Annotated in this window: 15 protein-coding genes, 6 tRNA genes and 1 riboswitch; of the genes, 10 read left to right on the top strand and 11 right to left on the bottom strand. The window is 66.7% G+C overall.

Features of this window, described 5'->3' with window-relative positions; translation table 11 throughout:
• Positions 1–12: 12 nt before the first annotated feature.
• Positions 13–504 (bottom strand): hypothetical protein, encoded by a 492-nt coding sequence (locus FBY30_RS18890; RefSeq protein WP_142134189.1) that lies wholly within the window; start codon positions 502–504, stop codon positions 13–15.
• Positions 505–661: 157 nt separating this feature from the next.
• Here FBY30_RS18890 and FBY30_RS18885 point away from each other — a divergent pair, with 157 nt between their 5' ends.
• From FBY30_RS18885 to FBY30_RS18875, 3 genes are read left to right on the top strand one after another with little or no spacing between them, the layout of a single operon-like run.
• The gene (locus FBY30_RS18885) at positions 662–1,930 is read left to right on the top strand and encodes an alpha/beta hydrolase family protein (RefSeq protein WP_142134186.1); all 1,269 of its coding nucleotides are present in this window, start codon (positions 662–664) and stop codon (positions 1,928–1,930) included.
• A 1-nt stretch (position 1,931) separates the two neighbouring features.
• On the top strand, positions 1,932–3,503 hold the full coding sequence (locus FBY30_RS18880) for a succinic semialdehyde dehydrogenase (RefSeq protein WP_142134184.1): 1,572 nt from the start codon (positions 1,932–1,934) through the stop codon (positions 3,501–3,503).
• A gap of 53 nt (positions 3,504–3,556) precedes the next feature.
• Positions 3,557–4,366, top strand: a complete 810-nt coding sequence (locus tag FBY30_RS18875; RefSeq protein ID WP_142134182.1) for an SDR family oxidoreductase — start codon at positions 3,557–3,559, stop codon at positions 4,364–4,366.
• Between the two features lie 14 nt (positions 4,367–4,380).
• On the opposite strand, the gene ybaK is transcribed toward FBY30_RS18875, so the two are convergent.
• From ybaK to FBY30_RS18860, 3 genes are read right to left on the bottom strand one after another with little or no spacing between them, the layout of a single operon-like run.
• Positions 4,381–4,893: a Cys-tRNA(Pro) deacylase gene (gene ybaK, locus FBY30_RS18870; RefSeq protein WP_142134180.1), complete on the bottom strand. Its 513-nt coding sequence runs from the start codon at positions 4,891–4,893 to the stop codon at positions 4,381–4,383.
• A 9-nt stretch (positions 4,894–4,902) separates the two neighbouring features.
• Positions 4,903–5,364, bottom strand: a complete 462-nt coding sequence (locus FBY30_RS18865) for a SufE family protein (protein WP_142134178.1) — start codon at positions 5,362–5,364, stop codon at positions 4,903–4,905.
• Positions 5,365–5,394: 30 nt separating this feature from the next.
• Complete coding sequence (locus tag FBY30_RS18860; RefSeq protein ID WP_142134176.1) at positions 5,395–6,318, bottom strand: sulfurtransferase; 924 nt, start codon at positions 6,316–6,318, stop codon at positions 5,395–5,397.
• A gap of 215 nt (positions 6,319–6,533) precedes the next feature.
• Here FBY30_RS18860 and zapE point away from each other — a divergent pair, with 215 nt between their 5' ends.
• Positions 6,534–7,571, top strand: a complete 1,038-nt coding sequence (gene zapE / locus FBY30_RS18855) for a cell division protein ZapE (RefSeq protein WP_142134174.1) — start codon at positions 6,534–6,536, stop codon at positions 7,569–7,571.
• Here zapE and FBY30_RS18850 read toward each other — a convergent pair.
• From FBY30_RS18850 to FBY30_RS18820, 7 genes are all read right to left on the bottom strand, one after another.
• Positions 7,568–8,809 carry a benzoate/H(+) symporter BenE family transporter gene (locus FBY30_RS18850; RefSeq protein WP_142134172.1) on the bottom strand — a complete coding sequence of 414 codons (1,242 nt, stop codon included), beginning with the start codon at positions 8,807–8,809 and terminating at the stop codon, positions 7,568–7,570. The two genes, zapE and FBY30_RS18850, sit on opposite strands and share 4 nt — an antisense overlap.
• A 171-nt stretch (positions 8,810–8,980) precedes the next feature.
• Positions 8,981–9,244, bottom strand: a complete 264-nt coding sequence (locus FBY30_RS18845) for an antitoxin (RefSeq protein WP_142134170.1) — start codon at positions 9,242–9,244, stop codon at positions 8,981–8,983.
• A 143-nt stretch (positions 9,245–9,387) separates the two neighbouring features.
• Positions 9,388–9,462: transfer RNA gene (locus FBY30_RS18840), tRNA-Val, on the bottom strand.
• 34 nt (positions 9,463–9,496) lie between these two features.
• A tRNA-Gly gene (locus tag FBY30_RS18835) sits at positions 9,497–9,569 on the bottom strand.
• Positions 9,570–9,623: 54 nt separating this feature from the next.
• Positions 9,624–9,695, bottom strand: a tRNA-Val gene (locus FBY30_RS18830).
• A 38-nt stretch (positions 9,696–9,733) separates the two neighbouring features.
• Positions 9,734–9,804, bottom strand: a tRNA-Cys gene (locus FBY30_RS18825).
• A gap of 47 nt (positions 9,805–9,851) precedes the next feature.
• Positions 9,852–9,924, bottom strand: a tRNA-Gly gene (locus FBY30_RS18820).
• A gap of 306 nt (positions 9,925–10,230) precedes the next feature.
• Between FBY30_RS18820 and FBY30_RS18815 the strand changes: the two genes are divergently transcribed.
• The 6 genes from FBY30_RS18815 (at position 10,231) to rpe (ending at position 15,262) form a co-directional block, all read left to right on the top strand.
• Positions 10,231–10,302 (top strand) — tRNA-Val (locus FBY30_RS18815).
• A gap of 104 nt (positions 10,303–10,406) precedes the next feature.
• Positions 10,407–11,267 carry a cytochrome gene (locus FBY30_RS18810; protein WP_142134168.1) on the top strand — a complete coding sequence of 287 codons (861 nt, stop codon included), beginning with the start codon at positions 10,407–10,409 and terminating at the stop codon, positions 11,265–11,267.
• 74 nt (positions 11,268–11,341) lie between these two features.
• On the top strand, positions 11,342–11,944 hold the full coding sequence (def, locus tag FBY30_RS18805; RefSeq protein WP_142134166.1) for a peptide deformylase: 603 nt from the start codon (positions 11,342–11,344) through the stop codon (positions 11,942–11,944).
• Positions 11,941–12,861: a methionyl-tRNA formyltransferase gene (gene fmt, locus FBY30_RS18800; protein ID WP_142134164.1), complete on the top strand. Its 921-nt coding sequence runs from the start codon at positions 11,941–11,943 to the stop codon at positions 12,859–12,861. Before def ends, fmt begins: the two co-directional genes overlap by 4 nt.
• Positions 12,858–14,504, top strand: coding sequence for an RsmB/NOP family class I SAM-dependent RNA methyltransferase (locus tag FBY30_RS18795; RefSeq protein ID WP_142134162.1), 1,647 nt, complete (start codon positions 12,858–12,860; stop codon positions 14,502–14,504). The genes fmt and FBY30_RS18795 overlap by 4 nt, the downstream gene beginning before the upstream one ends.
• Positions 14,505–14,584: 80 nt before the next feature.
• Complete coding sequence (gene rpe, locus FBY30_RS18790) at positions 14,585–15,262, top strand: ribulose-phosphate 3-epimerase (protein ID WP_142134160.1); 678 nt, start codon at positions 14,585–14,587, stop codon at positions 15,260–15,262.
• 39 nt (positions 15,263–15,301) lie between these two features.
• Positions 15,302–15,451: riboswitch (FMN riboswitch) on the top strand.
• The last annotated feature ends 37 nt before the right edge of the window (positions 15,452–15,488 follow it).

The raw sequence follows: 15,488 nt of genomic DNA, 5'->3' as shown, positions 1-15,488 counted from the left end.
CATTCCCAACGCTCAGGAGTCGCCGATAAATCCCGAGCCGGCGTACAAATGGAGCACAGGCACGCCCAGCTGGTCCTGCGCCTTGTTGGCCCAGTCCGTGTGGAAGGTATCGGCCACGGCATGCGGCCTGGTGATCACCACGGCCTGGGACGCCCCGGTTTCGCGGACCTTTGCCACCAGGCTGTCCACGGCCTTGCCGTCCACCACCTGGCCGGCCACTCCGGAACCCAGCCCCTCCAGGGCCGCGAGCGAGGCCGCAAGGGTCTCATCCGCATGGGCCCGTTCGACGGCGGCATCCGGGTTCCGTGCCGCAAGCTCGCGGAATGCCTTGGCAACCTCCAGCAGGGACAGGTTTTCGAGGAAGTCCACCAGCAGGTGCCGTTCGGTATTTGCCGGCACCAGGACCAGCAGGCGGCTGTCCCCGCCATCCACCAGCCGTTCAATGTTCAGGCGGTCTTCCGCACCCAGTGGTTCTTCGGTCAGGATGACGATGGGATCACTCATGGCCTTAGCCTAGCGCCGCCCGGGGACGCCTGCACCGCACTACCGTGCGGCCGGCACACCGTAGGGCGACGTGCCGGTCCCGTCCCGGAATGCGGGTATCGACGGAAGCGCCGGTAAGAATAGTCCCATGGCACCTTTCCGGCGAGCGCGCCCTGCAATGACTGCACCCACCCCGGACTCCGGCGGGATATCGCCCGGGGCAAAGTGGGCCATCGGCGGGGCGATTGCCGGCGGCTCGGTGGCAAGCCTGCTGGGCGCAGGGTCCTCTGCGCTCGCCGTCTACTTTGCCCGCCGCGTGATCACGCCGGCCCGGCAACGTACGGCAGACAAGGAAGTGCTGGCCGTGCTCCGGGACGGGCAGAAGCAGCAGGTGATCCTGGCTGCGGACGATGACACCACCGTGGATGGGGTCTACGGGTTCTTTTTCGATGGCGGCAAGGGCCACGCCCGCATCGGCCGCATCATTTCCTACTCACCGGCGGAACGGACGGTCCTGCGCGAGGTCGAAGCCGTCTACAGCGGGGACCTGTCGACTGCCCGCTGGGGGTGGTGGAGCGGTGCCACCTACCCGGAGCCGGCCGCCGTCGGGATTCCTGCCGAGGATGTGCTGATTCCGGTGGAGCGGGGAGAAGCGCCCGCCTGGCTGGTGCGCGCCAAGGGAACGGCCCGCACCTGGGCCATCATGGTGCACGGCCGCGGCGCCACCCGGCAGGAGGCCCTCCGGGCGGTGGGCCCGGCCCTGGAACTTGGACTGACCAGCCTGCTGGTGTCCTACCGGAACGACGGACTGGCCCCCTCGGCCGACGATGGACGGTACGGGCTGGGCTCCACGGAGTGGCAGGACATCGAAGCTGCCATCGAGTACGCGCTGGCCCATGGCGCCGAGGAAGTAGTCCTGTTCGGCTGGTCCATGGGAGGAGCCATCTGCCTGCAGACCGCAGACCTCTCCCGCTATCGGCACTTGATTAGGGCCATGGTGCTCGACGCCCCGGTCATCGACTGGGTCACGGTCCTGGCCCACCATGCACAGCTGAACCGGATCCCTTCCCTGGTGGGTAGGTACGGGCAGCTGATGCTGGGCCATCCGCTGGGACGCAGGCTCACCGGCCTGTCCGCCCCAGTGGACCTCAAAGTCATGGACTGGGTGTCCCGGGCCGTCGAGCTGCGGACGCCCACCCTCATCATCCACAGCGTTGACGACGAGTACGTACCGTACGGACCCTCCGCCCTGCTGGCTGAACGGAACCCGGAGATGGTGACGTTCGAAACGTTCAACCACGCGCGGCACACCAAGGAATGGAACGTGGACCCGGAGCGCTGGGAGCGGCTGGTGAAGGCCTGGCTCCGGCAACAGCTTGCACCACGCCTCAATCCCGGCTCCAGGCCCGGTCCGGGAGCGGCCCAACCAACTGCAACGGGGGCATGACATGGCGAAACAACAGGGGACCGGGGTGCTGGTTGACCGGGGACGGCTCCTGGCCGCGGATCTTTCCCAGCTGGTGGCGGCACCGGCAGGCAGGCCACCGCAGGCTTCCTGCGCCCCCTTCGACGGCACGATGGTGGGCGAAGTGCCGGTATGCACCACGGACGACGTCGATGCCGCGGTTGACCTCGCACGCGTGGCCCAGCAGCGTTGGGCGGCGCTCCCGGTTGCCGAACGCCGGGCCGTGATCCGCCGCTTCCGCGAACTGCTGCTGGACCGGGAACAGGACATCCTGGACCTGGTGCAGGCAGAAAGTGGCAAGGCCCGGCTGAGTGCCTTCGAGGAGTTCGCGGACGTTGTGCTGACGGCAAACTATTACGAGCGCACCGCCGAACGGTACCTGGGGCCGCGCCGCCGGAAGGGCGCCGCCCCCGTCCTGACCCGCACCACCGAATACCGCGTTCCCAAGGGAGTGGTGGGGGTCATCAGCCCCTGGAACTATCCACTGACCCTCGCGGTCTCCGACGCCCTGCCAGCCCTTTTGGCCGGAAACGGGATCGTGCTGAAGCCGGATTCCCAGACACCCTTCACGGCCCTGCTGATGCTCAAACTGCTCCGGGAGGCCGGCCTGCCCGCGGACCTGTTCCAGATCGTCACCGGGCCCGGCACAGAAATCGGCCCTGCCTTGATCGCGCGCGTGGACTTCCTGATGTTCACCGGATCCTCCCAGACCGGCAAGACCGTGGCCAGGCAATGCGCCGAGCGACTGATCGGCTTTTCCGCCGAACTTGGCGGCAAGAATCCGATGCTGGTGCTGGCCGATGCGGATGTGGCCAAAGCCGCCAGTGGCGCGGTGCACGCGTGTTTCTCGAACTCCGGCCAGCTGTGCGTGAGCATTGAACGGATCTACGTCCACGCTGACGTTTATGACAGCTTCCTGGCAGCCTTCACGGCCCAGGTGAAGGCGATCCGAATGGGCCCCGGACCCAATTGGGACATCGGCATGGGCTCACTCATCAGCGCTGCTCAGGTGGAGCGGGTGGACCGCCATGTCCAGGACGCCGTTGCCAAAGGGGCGCAAATTCTCACCGGCGGACGGCGGAGGCCGGACCTGGGGCCATTGTTCTATGAACCCACCGTCCTGGCAGGAGTCACCCCGGACATGCTGCTGGCCCGCGAGGAGACGTTTGGGCCCGTTGTTGCCGTCTACCGGGCGGCGGACGACGACGACGCCGTGGCAATGGCCAATGATTCCGACTTTGGGTTGAACGGCAGCGTCTGGTCGGCCCACCACGGGGAAGAGGTGGCCCGCCGGCTTTTGACGGGCACCGTCAACGTCAATGAAGGCTACGCAGCCACGTGGGCTTCCCATGATGCGCCGATCGGCGGGATGAAGGACTCCGGCGCCGGACGCCGCCACGGCCGGGAAGGAATTCTGAAGTACACCGAGCCGCAGACGATTGCCGTGCAGCGGCTGCTCCGGGTGGCGCCCGCACCCGGCATGTCCAACCGGACGTATGCGCGGATCATGAAGGGTGCCGTCACCCTGATGAGCCGCTTCCCCCGAAGCCGGTAGGACGTTGTCCGTGCCACCCACAACCCGCACCACCCAACACCAGGAGGACTGACATGGCCAAAGGAACCCGACTTTCCGGTGCAACAGTGTTGATCACGGGAGGGGGAAGCGGGCTGGGCCGCCGCATGGCGCTCGGCGCGGCGCGGCGCGGAAGCCGGGTGGTCATCTGGGACGTGGACGCAAAAGCCGGTGCAGCGGTGCGGGACGAGATCAGGGCGGCAGGAGGGTCAGCCGAGGCCCAGGCCGTGGACGTCACCGACCGGAAAGCGGTGGTCGCCGCTGCAGCTGCGGCAGGGCCGATTGACGTCGTGGTCAACAACGCCGGGGTGGTCAGCGGCAAACCGCTCCTCGATGCCACGGATGAGGCCATCGAACGGACCATGAACGTCAACGTCATGGCCCTGTATTGGGTAACCCGCGCCTTCCTTGGCGGGATGGCAAGCCGCCGACACGGAACCTTGGTCACCGTTGCCAGCGCTGCCGCCTTGGTGGGGGTCGCCCGGCAGACCGACTACTCCGCCAGCAAGTTCGCCGCATTCGGCTTCAACGAGTCACTCCGCGCCGAGGTGCGTGCCGCCAAACTCGGAATCAACACGCTGGTGGTGTGCCCGTATTACATCGACACCGGGATGTTCGACGGGGTCCAGACCCGCTGGCCCATGCTCCTCCCGATCCTCCAGGAAGAGGACGTGGCTGCCAAAGTCCTGGATGCCATCGAGTCCGGCCGCAGGAAGTTGGTCCTGCCGCCCCTGGTAAACCTGCTTCCGGTCCTCCGGATCCTTCCGGTCGGCCTCTTTGACCGGCTCATGGACGTGCTGGGAGTCAACCAGACCATGGACCACTTCACCGGCCGCTCCAAGTAGTCGCGCCAGTCGGCCTATGGCCCGGACTTTGCCGCCGCCAGCGAGCTGATGGGCGCCGCGATGGCGTTTGTCAGGCGGACCAGGTCAGCCGGAGCGAGCTCTATGTCCAGGCCCCGCCTGCCTCCCGATACCAGCACGGTGTCCAGGGCCAGGGCGCTGGAATCCAGCACGGTGGGGGAGGGCTGGCGCTGGCCCAGCGGTGAAATGCCGCCCAGGACGTATCCGGTGCGCCGCTGGGCTGCGGCAGGATCGGCCATGGCAGCCTTTTTGGCGCCCAGGGCGGCGGCTATGGCCTTCAAGTCCAGGCTCCCGCTCACCGGGACGATGCCCACCGCGATCCTGCCCTCGACGTCCACCATCAACGTCTTGAAGACGCGGGACGGATCGATGCCCAAGGCCTCCGCAGCCTCGGCGCCGTAGCTCGCGGCGGACGGATCGTGGACGTAGGGGTGCTGCACAAAGGGAACCCCGGCCGCAGTCAATGCCGCTGTTGCCGGAGTTCCCTGGGCTGACTTCTTACGCGCCATGGATGCGCGTCAGGACTGCGTCCCGGACGCCGCGGCCACCTTGCGCTTGATCCTGCCCAGCATGGCGGTCATGCCGCGCATGCGCAGCGGGGTGATGGCGCGGGTGAGCCCCAGCAGTTCCGGCATGTCATCCGGCACGGACAGGATCTCTGCTGCGGAGAGGCCGTCCAGCCCCTCGTGCAGGACACCGGCGAAACCCCGGGTGGTGGGGGCCTCGGCGGGCGCTTTGAAGTAGAGGCGCACTTCGCCGGCGGGACCGGCGTCGTTGGTCTCTGTCTCGATGGTGAGGAACAGCGGCGACTGGCACTCCACCACCTGCTCAAGGAGCTCAGGGTGGTCCTTGAGCCGGTCGGGGAGCTCCGGCAGTCCCTCCGAGAACTCCAGCAGCAGCTGCAGCCGCTCGGGCTCGGACAGAGCCTGGAAATCATCCACGATGGCCGCCAGGGCGGAAGGCAAAGCTTGAGTAGTCATCGGTCCAAGTCTACGCGGGGGAGCAGAGGGTCAGGCTCCGACGGCGACGGGCACGGACCCGCGCTCGGCGCCCTTGACGATGGGAACGCGCACGGCGTTGCCCCACTCGGTCCAGGAACCGTCGTAGTTGCGGACGGAATCGAAGCCCAGGAGGTACTTAAGGGCGAACCAGGTGTGGCTGGAACGTTCGCCGATGCGGCAGTAGGCCACCACGTCGTCACCCTCGGAAAGGCCGGCCTCGCCCAAGTAGATGGCCTCCAGTTCCTCCCGGCTGCGGAAGGTGCCGTCGGCGGCAGCGGCGCGGGCCCACGGGATGGACGCTGCGGTGGGGATGTGTCCGCCGCGCAGCGCGCCTTCTTCGGGGTAGGCCGGCATGTGGGTGCGCTGGCCGGTGTATTCCTCGGGGGAGCGGACGTCGATAAGCGGCTTGCCCAGGTGGGCCAGGACGTCATCCTTGAAGGCCCGGATGGGGGCGTCGTCGCGCTCGACCACCGGGTAGTCGCCGCGGGCAGGCGTTGGCTTGTCCTTGGTCAGTTCGCGGCCTTCGGCAACCCACTTGTCCCGGCCGCCGTCGAGCAGCCGGACGTCCTGGTGGCCGAAGAGCGTGAACACCCAGAGGGCGTAGGCGGCCCACCAGTTGGACTTGTCGCCGTAGATGACCACGGTGCTGTCCCGGGAAATTCCCTTGGCTGCGGCCAGTTCGGCAAAGGCCTCGCCGTCAACGTAATCGCGGGACACTTCGTCATTCAGGTCGGTGTGCCAGTCGATCTTGACGGCGCCGGGAATGTGGCCGGTCTCGTACAGCAGCACGTCCTCGTCGGACTCCACCACGACGAGTTCGCCGTTTGCCACTGCGCCGCCTTCGATGGCAGCCGCGAGCCACTCGGTGGAAACGAGCCGCTCCGGGTGGGCATAGGCTGCGAACTTCTCATTCTGTTCAACCGGGTAGGGCATGGCTTGGCCTTTCAGTAAGAGCACGGGAAACCGCGGAACATGCGTTGGAACCTCTTCCCACCCTAGCCAGCGCCCGGGAGGTTGTCCGTATTCCGTTAATAGGGGGAAATGTTGCCTTCATCACGTGGCGGGGCGGCTGGACGGCCTCCCGCCGGGGTACGCCCCGCATTGCCGGTATCCTTTCTGGGGACCAACCACCAGCAGAACGGACCACCTTGGTACAGATCGAACAGCTTGCCGCCCGCACCCCGGCAGTTTCGGTGGACGAACTCCTAAAGGGCTTCTACCCATCGCCGCGGTTTGGGGAGGTCTCCTTTTCGAGCTACCGCCCGGACCCCAAGCAGCCCAGCCAGGCCGCCGCCGTGCGCGCCCTCCAGGGATTTGCCGACGGCGTGGGGTCGGGCAACGGGGGCGGGCTTTTCAAGAAGCTGTTCGGCAAGAAGGACGATTCCAGGGCAGGCATCTACCTGGACGGCGGCTTCGGCGTGGGCAAAACGCACCTGCTGGCGTCCCTGTGGCATGCAGCCCCGGGCCCCAAGGCTTTCGGTACCTTTGTGGAGTACACCAACCTGGTGGGCGCACTGTCCTTCCGCAAGACCGTGGACGCCTTGAGCAGCTACCAACTGGTCTGCATTGACGAATTCGAACTGGACGATCCGGGCGACACCGTCCTGATGTCCCGGCTCATGCGCGAACTGGCGGACGCGGGGGTCAAGCTTGCCGCTACCTCCAACACCCTGCCGGGATCCCTGGGCGACGGCCGGTTCGCCGCTGTGGACTTCCAGCGCGAGATCCAGGTCCTGGCCGACCAGTTCGACGTCATCCGGATCGACGGCGAAGACTTCCGGCACCGCGGCCTCCCTGCGGCACCGGCCCCGCTGAGGAACAGCGAGCTCAATGCCCACATGAAGGCGGAGTTCGATGGCAAAACCGTGGCCCAGGACGAATTCTCCACGCTCATCCACCACCTCGCCGGCGTTCACCCCAGCCGCTACCGCCAGTTGATCGACGGCATCGACGGCGTGGTGTGGCGGAATGTGGAAACCATCACGGAGCAGGCCGTGGCGCTGCGCTTCGTGGTGCTGGCGGACCGGCTCTACGACAAGGACGTGCCCATCCTGGCCAGCGGCGTTCCGTTCGACAAGCTGTTCACCGAGGAAATGATGACCGGCGGGTACATGAAAAAGTACTTCCGCGCCGTCTCCCGCCTCACCGCCCTGGCCCGGGAAGGCCAGAACCACGAGCCGTCCTAGCGGGTATCCGGTTCGATCATGCTGGTTTCGGGCTTCTGCTGCCTGACCAGTGCCGCCCGGACCAGCAGGCCGGCCAGGAGTGCCCAGAAGGCTGAGCCAATGCCTGCAAAGGACAGGCCTGAAGCAGCCATCAGGAAGGTGACGGCGGGGGCAATTCGGTCTTCAGGGTCCGCGAGTGCGGCAGACACGGCTGAAGCAAGCGTTCCCAGCAGGGCCAAACCTGCCACGGCTTCGAGCATCCCTGCCGGTGCCCGGTTCACCACGGAGACCAGCGCGGTGGAAAGGGCGGCCAGCATCAGGTAGGCCAACCCGGACGAAAAGCCGGCCACCCAGCGCCTGCTTCGGTCCGCGCCCGCTTCCTCACCGGCAGCCAGGGCCGCGCTTAGTGCTGCAAGGTTGATGGCATGACCGCCAAATGGCGCCGCGGCAACTGTCCCCGCTCCCGTGACCAGCATGGCCGGCCGCCACGGTGTTTGATATCCAAAGGAACGCAGCACCGCCACGCCGGGCACATTCTGCGAGGCCATGGTCACCACGAATAACGGGAGGGCAATCCCCGCCATGGCCTGCAGGCTGAAGGCTGGCGCAGTCCACGAGAGTGCGGGCATCAGGGCGCCGGGATCCACGGACGTGCCGGCGGAGGCCAGGGAAATACCGATCACGGCCAGGGCCACCAGCAAGGCAGCGGGCACAGCCCAGCGCGGGGCAAACTTCATCATCGCCAGCCAGCAGAGAATCACCGGTGCCACAAACACGGGCACCGTGCCCAGGGCCTTGAAGGGCGCCAGGCAGAGCTGCAGCAGGACCCCGGCCAGCATTGCCTGGGCCAGGGAAGAGGGGATCCCCGCCATCACCCGACCGAGCGCCGGCACCAATCCCGTCAGGGCGAGCAGCAGCCCGGCGGCAATGAAGGCTCCGACGGCGGCCGGCCACCCGCCGTCGGGCATTCCGGACGCCGCAAGCAGCGCCGCCCCCGGCGTGGACCAGGCCAGCGTTACCGGGACCCTGGACCGCCAGGCGAGGACAAGGACACCAAGACCGACGGCGAGCGTCAGTGCCAGCAGGCCGGACGCAGCCTGGGCAGGATCGGCGCCCACTGCCCTGAGCCCGGCCAGGACGACGGCGAACGACGAGGTGAAGCCCACCAGCGCTGTGACAATCCCCGCCACGACGGGTCGGGAATCAAACCTGGTCCGGCCAGCAGATGGGGTGGTGGAAGGAGCGGGGGACTTGGGCATACCCGCAGGCTATCGGGAGGGCACGGGGAAGCGGGAATTGCAGCGGCATTGCTGTCATCGGCCTCAACCGGGCCGCGGGCAGACAGTCCTTAAACGCCAAAGGCGCGGGCGCCGCCTCCCGGCGGGACCCGCGCCCCGTTGACGTGCAGGGCAAGGCCCTGGCCAAATCCTTTACGGAGCCCTGTCTACCGGCGGAACCGGATTTCCAGGAGCTGCCGGAGGAACCTGCCCGGCGGCAGGTGCCTGGCCCGGGGTTCCGTTCTTGTCAATGAGCTTGGAAGCGCCATCCTGGATCTTGTCGACGTGGCCGGCGTACTTGCCGCCGGTCCTGGTGTCGACGAAATCGCCGGCCTTGGTGATGCCGTCCTTGATGGCCTGCTCGTTGCCGCGGATGAGACCCTGAGCCTTGCCCTTTAGATCGTCAATCAAACCCACGAGCACCTCCCTTCTATCGCGGAGCCAGGTCGCTCCTCGCGCATTCGATCCTATCGGGGCGGAGAAGGGGTGCCAAGGGAATTGCGTTCGCCCGGAGCGGATCAGGGCAAACAACAAAAGCAGCTCCGGAGAGCTGCTTTTCGTGGTGGGCGATACTGGGATCGAACCAGTGACCTCTTCCGTGTCAGGGAAGCGCGCTACCGCTGCGCCAATCGCCCGGAACCGGAAGACCGGCAAGTGGGATAAAAAGAGAGCGGACGACGAGATTCGAACTCGCGACATCCACCTTGGCAAGGTGGTGCTCTACCAGCTGAGCTACGTCCGCGTGTGCAGGATGTCCCGGTAAACCGGTGCTACTGCGGGCAAGTTTCCTTGCCAGTGGGCGATACTGGGATCGAACCAGTGACCTCTTCCGTGTCAGGGAAGCGCGCTACCGCTGCGCCAATCGCCCATTGAATCCAAACAGTCCGGAATCGATGGTTTTCACCGAGGTGGGTACGGGATTCGAACCCGTGTATACGGCTTTGCAGGCCGCTGCCTCGCCTCTCGGCCAACCCACCGTGTTAGCGCCGGTTCCGAAGAACGTTTGCTGTGACAGTGTCCTGCGAGCGGACGACGAGATTCGAACTCGCGACATCCACCTTGGCAAGGTGGTGCTCTACCAGCTGAGCTACGTCCGCATTTTGGAGGGTTGATTCCTTGCCGTTTCCGGCATTTCCTCGCGTTCCAACGAGTAAAAACAATATAGGAGGTTCCGGGAAACTCCAAATCGCTCCGGCCGCCTGGCGTCGCATGGGCCCCACTTCCGCGTGATTCCAAGGGTTCAGTGACTTACAGGCGTGTAATTTACGACGGCGGGTGGCAGCTTCCGGGGCCGGGCTGGGGGTCCGGAGTGCTTCTGGAGGCACTTCTGCGTGGAGGTGCGTCCGGGCGCTGCGGCCGATTTTTGAAATGGGGCAGAGGTGGGCTAGCATTCAAATGCATCGGGGCGATTGGCGCAGTGGTAGCGCGCTTCGTTCACACCGAAGAGGTCACTGGTTCGAACCCAGTATCGCCCACCGCAGAGGTCCGTTTCCGCTCATCAGCAGCGGAAACGGACCTTTTTCGTGTGCAGCTCCGGCCCCCGGAGCTTTTGTCGGCCCCCTGTGAAAGAGTCTTTTGTATGACTGATCCGCTTCTCGCCCATGCCACCGAATACGGCCGGATGTATGCACGGTCAACGTCTGAACAGTTCGCCGTGCCTTCCATCACCACCGTGATCAGCCAGCAGCCGCACGGCCTCGACGGGTGGTTTGGATATATGGGTGCCAGCAGCCTGGCCAAGGATCCGCTGCTCTCGGACTGTCTGGGGAGCCCGGCCAAGATCAAACAGGCCATCAACCGGGCTGCCAAGGCTGCAGAAACGTACCGTGATGATGCCGCCAGGCGGGGGGACCGCGTCCATTACTACTGCGAGCAGGTGGCACTCCGTGCGCTTGGGCGCCCGCACGCCATGAAGGAAGCACGCGACGCCCTGGCCGCCAACGGCGAGGAAGCCTTCGCGGTCCGCTTCGACGAATGGTGGGAACTCTTCCGGGTGGAGCCAATCGCTCCCGAGATCACGGTGTGGAACGATTCCGTGGGCTACGCCGGAACCCTTGACCTGGTAGCGCGTATCAACGGACGCATCTGCCTGATCGACTACAAGACCAAGGGCACCACCCGGGACGGGCTGGTCAAGCCCCTGGATGACAAAGTGGTCATGCAGTTGGTGGCCGGGATGAAGGCGGAAGAGAGCCTGGTGGATGCGGAGGCGGGAACCTGGGAGTCCTGGAAGTATGGGGAAAACCCGGTCCTGCTGGCCGTGGCCATCGGCGAGACAGAGGTCCGGCCCGTCCGGGCCAACCCCGACGTGCTCAAGCACCATTGGTGGAAGTTCTGCGCGCTGCGCCGGGTCTGGGAACTGAACGCTGACACCATCAGTGCCGGCACGGCCCTGCTGCCCATCGCACCGCCGCCGCTGGCCCAGGCCCGCACCGCGTAGCTCCGTGCAGCCGCCACAGCTGCACCTAAACTGGATAAGTTCCAATTGCCGCCAACCGTGAGGACAAACAGCGCATGGCTATTCTGAATATCCGCATTATCGGCGATCCTGTGCTGCGCACAGTTGCCGATCCCGTGACGGAATTCGGACCCGAGCTTGCCAAACTGGTCGCCGACATGACCGAGACCATGGAGGACGTGGACGGCGCCGGCCTTGCAGCGCCCCAGGTTGGCGTCAGCAAGCGCGTCTTCACCTACCGCATCGACGGCGTCGAAGGCCACATCATCAACCCCGTGCTGGAGAACAGCGAGGACTACCAGCCGGACCACGTGGAAGGCTGCCTCTCCATCCCGGGCCTCGGGTTCCCGGTCCGCCGCTTCCGGTCCACGCGGGTCACCGGCGTGGACATGCATGGAAATCCGGTCTCCATCGAAGGGGAGGGCATGCTGGCACGCTGCTTCCAGCATGAGAACGACCACTTGGACGGCATCCTGTACACGGACCGGCTTGAGGGTGAGGACCGGAAGGCCGCGTTGCGGTCCATCCGCAATGCCAATTACGACGCCGTGACCGAACGCACCACGGCCAAGCGCGCCAAAAGCGTGGGCTCGAGTTTCGGCGGGTCCAGCTTCGGCGGAAACAGCACCCCCGGCTCCAGCTTCGGCGCAGCCGGGTGAGGGTCCTCTTTGCGGGGACTCCCGCCGTCGCAGTCCCATCCCTGGACACACTGGTGAACGCCGGGTTCGAGGTAGTCGCCGTCCTGACCCGTCCCGATGCACCAGTCGGCCGCAAACGCGTGCTGACGCCGTCACCGGTTGCCCAGCGGGCCGCTGACCTGGGCATCGATGTCATCCATGCCGCCCGCCTGGACGCGGAGGCCATCGCCAAAATCTCCGCCGTGCAGCCGGATGTTGCCGCCATCGTCGCCTACGGCGGCCTGGTTCCGCCCGCAGCCTTGGGCATCCCGCGGCACGGCTGGGTGAACCTGCATTTCTCCCTGCTTCCCGCCTGGCGCGGGGCGGCCCCCGTCCAGCGGTCGGTCATCGCCGGCGATGACGTCACCGGCGCTGTTACCTTTCAACTTGAGGAAGGCCTGGACACAGGCCCTGTCTTTGGCACCCTGACGGAAGCCGTCAAACCGCAGGACACGGCAGGGGACCTGCTGGAGCGGCTGTCCCACAGCGGTGCGGTGCTGCTGGCACAGACACTGTCGGCCATTGAGGCTGGAAAAGCCTCCCCCCAGCCGCAGTCCGGGGAAGTATCGCTTGCGCCGAAGCTGACCCTGGAGGACGGCCACCTCAATTGGACCCATCCCGCGCTGGCCATCAGCAGGCAGGCACGCGGCGTCACCCCGGAGCCGGGCGCCTGGACCCTTCTGGACGGGCAACGGGTCAAACTCGAACCTGTTCGGCTCCGGCCGGATGTCACTGACCTGCCCCCGGGCACGGTGTCGCTCCACGGAAAGGCCGTGGTGGTGGGAACAGGCTCGCATGCCGTGGAACTCACCCGGATCCAGCCCGCCGGGAAAAGGATGATGGCCGCAGCCGACTGGGCACGCGGCATGGCTTCTCTGGAAAGTGTGGTGTTCGAATGAGCAGCTCCGGTGGCAACACAGGCGGACAAGGCAGCACCGGAGGACGGGGCGGGGCCGGGCGGAACGGCCAGGGCAGCAGCGGTGGACCCGCCGGCGGCCGCGGCAAGGGCGGGCCCCCGGACACCAGCAGGCGCAATGCCAAGGGGCGGGAACGCAACCGCGGGCCAAAACGGAACTTCACGGAGCAGGCGCCGTCGCAGCGGACCAGGCGTGCCGACCCCGCCCGCCTGGTGGCCTTCGAAGTACTCCGCGCCGTGGCTGAGGAGGATGCCTACGCCAACCTTGTGCTGCCCGCCCGCATCCGGCACCACCACCTGGACAAGCGGGATGCCGGGTTTGCCACCGAGCTGAGCTACGGGGCCCTGCGTGGCCAAGGCACCTACGACGCCATCCTGGCCCGGTGCGTGGACCGGCCCCTGTCCCAACTGGATCCCGCCGTCCTGGACGCCCTCCGCATCGGCGCGCACCAGCTGCTGGCCATGCGGGTGCCGGCGCACGCAGCGCTGGACCAGACCGTCGGGCTGGCCCGTGCCGTCATCGGCGCCGGCCCCTCCGCCTTGATCAACGCGGTCCTGCGAAAAGTGTCCGCACGGACCCTTGAAGAGTGGCTGGACCTGCTGGTGGAGGGCGAAACCGACCAGACGAAGATTGCCGCGCTCCGGTTCGCCCACCCCGAATGGATCGTCCGGGCCATGCGCCAGTCGCTTGTGGCACACGGCCGTCCCGCCGCCGAAATCGACAGCCTGCTGGAGGCGGACAACGCGGCCCCGGTGGTCAACCTGGTGGCCCTTCCCGGGCTGGGCAGCCTGGACGAAGCCCTGGAAAGCGGTGCTGCCCCCGGCGAGCTGGTGGAAGGTTCCGCGCTTTCCAGTGGCGGTGACCTGGGCCGCCTTGCATCCGTGCGGGCGGGCACCACGCGGGTGCAGGACGTTGGTTCCCAGTTGGTGGCCAGGGCTCTTGCTGCCGTGGACCTCGGCGCGGCAGCAGGGGATGCAGGCGCGGATGGCGCGGCGCCCACCGACGAAACGGTTCCGTCCACTGCAGGAGAAGCGTGGCTCGATCTCTGCGCCGGCCCCGGTGGAAAAGCTGCGCTCCTTGGTGCCCTGGCACGCCAGCGGGGCGCCAGGCTGCTTGCGAATGAACCGGCGCCGCACAGGGCAAAGCTCGTCAGCCAGGCCCTGTCCGCCGTTCCGCACGACAGCTGGCAGGTCCGCACCGGTGACGGCCGGGAAGTGGGGACCGAGCAGCCGGAACGGTACACCCGTGTTTTGGTGGACGTTCCCTGCACCGGCCTGGGAGCCCTGCGGCGCCGGCCGGAGTCCCGGTGGCGGCGCTCGCCCAAGGACATCACGGACCTGGGTCCGCTGCAGCGCGAGCTGCTGTCCTCCGCCCTTGCGGCAGTCCGGCCCGGGGGAGTGGTGGCGTACGTGACCTGTTCCCCGCATCCGGCGGAGACCACTGCGGTGGTGGCGGACGTCCTGCGCAAGCGTGATGACCTGGAGCTCCTCGACGCGGGTGCCGCCCTTGACGCTGTCAGCCTGACCGGAAGCCTTGGCGCCGGGCACGACATGACAGCCCAGCTCTGGCCCCATATCCACCACACTGACGCCATGTTCCTTGCCCTGATCAAGAAGAAGGCCTGAACGGGAGAAACACCCGTGCAGCTTTCAACCACCCCAGCATCTCCGCGGGACCACCGCACCTCCGAGCGAAAGGCACACCCTTGACGCAGTGCTGCATCAACCCGAGCATCCTCTCCGCCGACTTCGTCAACCTTGAAGCCGAACTTCAGCGGATCAGCAATGCGGACGCCGTGCACGTGGACGTCATGGACAACCACTTCGTTCCCAACCTGACCATCGGGCTGCCCGTCGTGCAGCGCATCCAGGCCGTCAGCCCGGTTCCGCTCGACGCCCACCTCATGATTGCCGATGCCGACCGCTGGGCACCCGGGTTCGCCGACGCCGGCCTGGCCTCGGTCACGTTCCACGCCGAGGCCTCCATTGCACCCATCAAGCTGGCCAGGGAACTACGCAGCAGGGGAGCCAAGGCGGGGATGGCCCTGCGCCCCGCAACCCCCGTGGAGCCCTACCTGGACATGCTGCCGGAGTTGGACATGCTGCTCATCATGACGGTGGAACCGGGCTTTGGCGGGCAGGCCTTCCTGGACGTCACCCTGCCCAAGATCCGCAGGGCCCGCGCAGCCGTGGACGGATCAGGGGCGGCCGTGGCCATCCAGGTGGACGGCGGCATCACGGAGGAAACCATTGAGCGCGCCGCTGAGGCGGGCGCCAATGTCTTCGTGGCAGGCTCCGCCGTTTACGGCGCCGAGGATCCGGCCGCGGCCATCGACCTGCTGCGCACCAAGGGCGCCCGCACATTACGTGCGGCGACGGAATAACCGGGAGCCCCTGCCGGTTGTGGCACAATAACAACACACATACGTGCTCCGGGGTCGGTGTAAGTCCGAACCGGCGGTGACAGTCCGCGACCCGCGAGCCGGTGTTCTCTTGATGAGAATTCCGGCGGACGGTTGAACCGGTGAAATTCCGGTACCGACAGTTAAAGTCTGGATGAGAGAAGCACGTACAGCTGTATCTGTGCAGCCATCGCGCCGCGCAGCGTTC

The organism is Arthrobacter sp. SLBN-83 (genome assembly GCF_006715285.1).
Taxonomy (GTDB): Bacteria; Actinomycetota; Actinomycetes; order Actinomycetales; family Micrococcaceae; genus Arthrobacter.
The sequence above is the reverse complement of the archived record's forward strand: the minus strand, read 5'-3'. Positions and strand labels throughout refer to the sequence as shown.

Coding starts and splice junctions, on each gene's coding strand:
- FBY30_RS18890 (WP_142134189.1), bottom strand. CDS start 504: ATGAGTGATCCCATCGTCATCCTGACCGAAGAACCACTGGGTGCGGAA.
- FBY30_RS18885 (WP_142134186.1), top strand. CDS start 662: ATGACTGCACCCACCCCGGACTCCGGCGGGATATCGCCCGGGGCAAAG.
- FBY30_RS18880 (WP_142134184.1), top strand. CDS start 1,932: ATGGCGAAACAACAGGGGACCGGGGTGCTGGTTGACCGGGGACGGCTC.
- FBY30_RS18875 (WP_142134182.1), top strand. CDS start 3,557: ATGGCCAAAGGAACCCGACTTTCCGGTGCAACAGTGTTGATCACGGGA.
- ybaK (WP_142134180.1), bottom strand. CDS start 4,893: ATGGCGCGTAAGAAGTCAGCCCAGGGAACTCCGGCAACAGCGGCATTG.
- FBY30_RS18865 (WP_142134178.1), bottom strand. CDS start 5,364: ATGACTACTCAAGCTTTGCCTTCCGCCCTGGCGGCCATCGTGGATGAT.
- FBY30_RS18860 (WP_142134176.1), bottom strand. CDS start 6,318: ATGCCCTACCCGGTTGAACAGAATGAGAAGTTCGCAGCCTATGCCCAC.
- FBY30_RS18850 (WP_142134172.1), bottom strand. CDS start 8,809: ATGCCCAAGTCCCCCGCTCCTTCCACCACCCCATCTGCTGGCCGGACC.
- FBY30_RS18810 (WP_142134168.1), top strand. CDS start 10,407: ATGACTGATCCGCTTCTCGCCCATGCCACCGAATACGGCCGGATGTAT.
- def (WP_142134166.1), top strand. CDS start 11,342: ATGGCTATTCTGAATATCCGCATTATCGGCGATCCTGTGCTGCGCACA.
- FBY30_RS18795 (WP_142134162.1), top strand. CDS start 12,858: ATGAGCAGCTCCGGTGGCAACACAGGCGGACAAGGCAGCACCGGAGGA.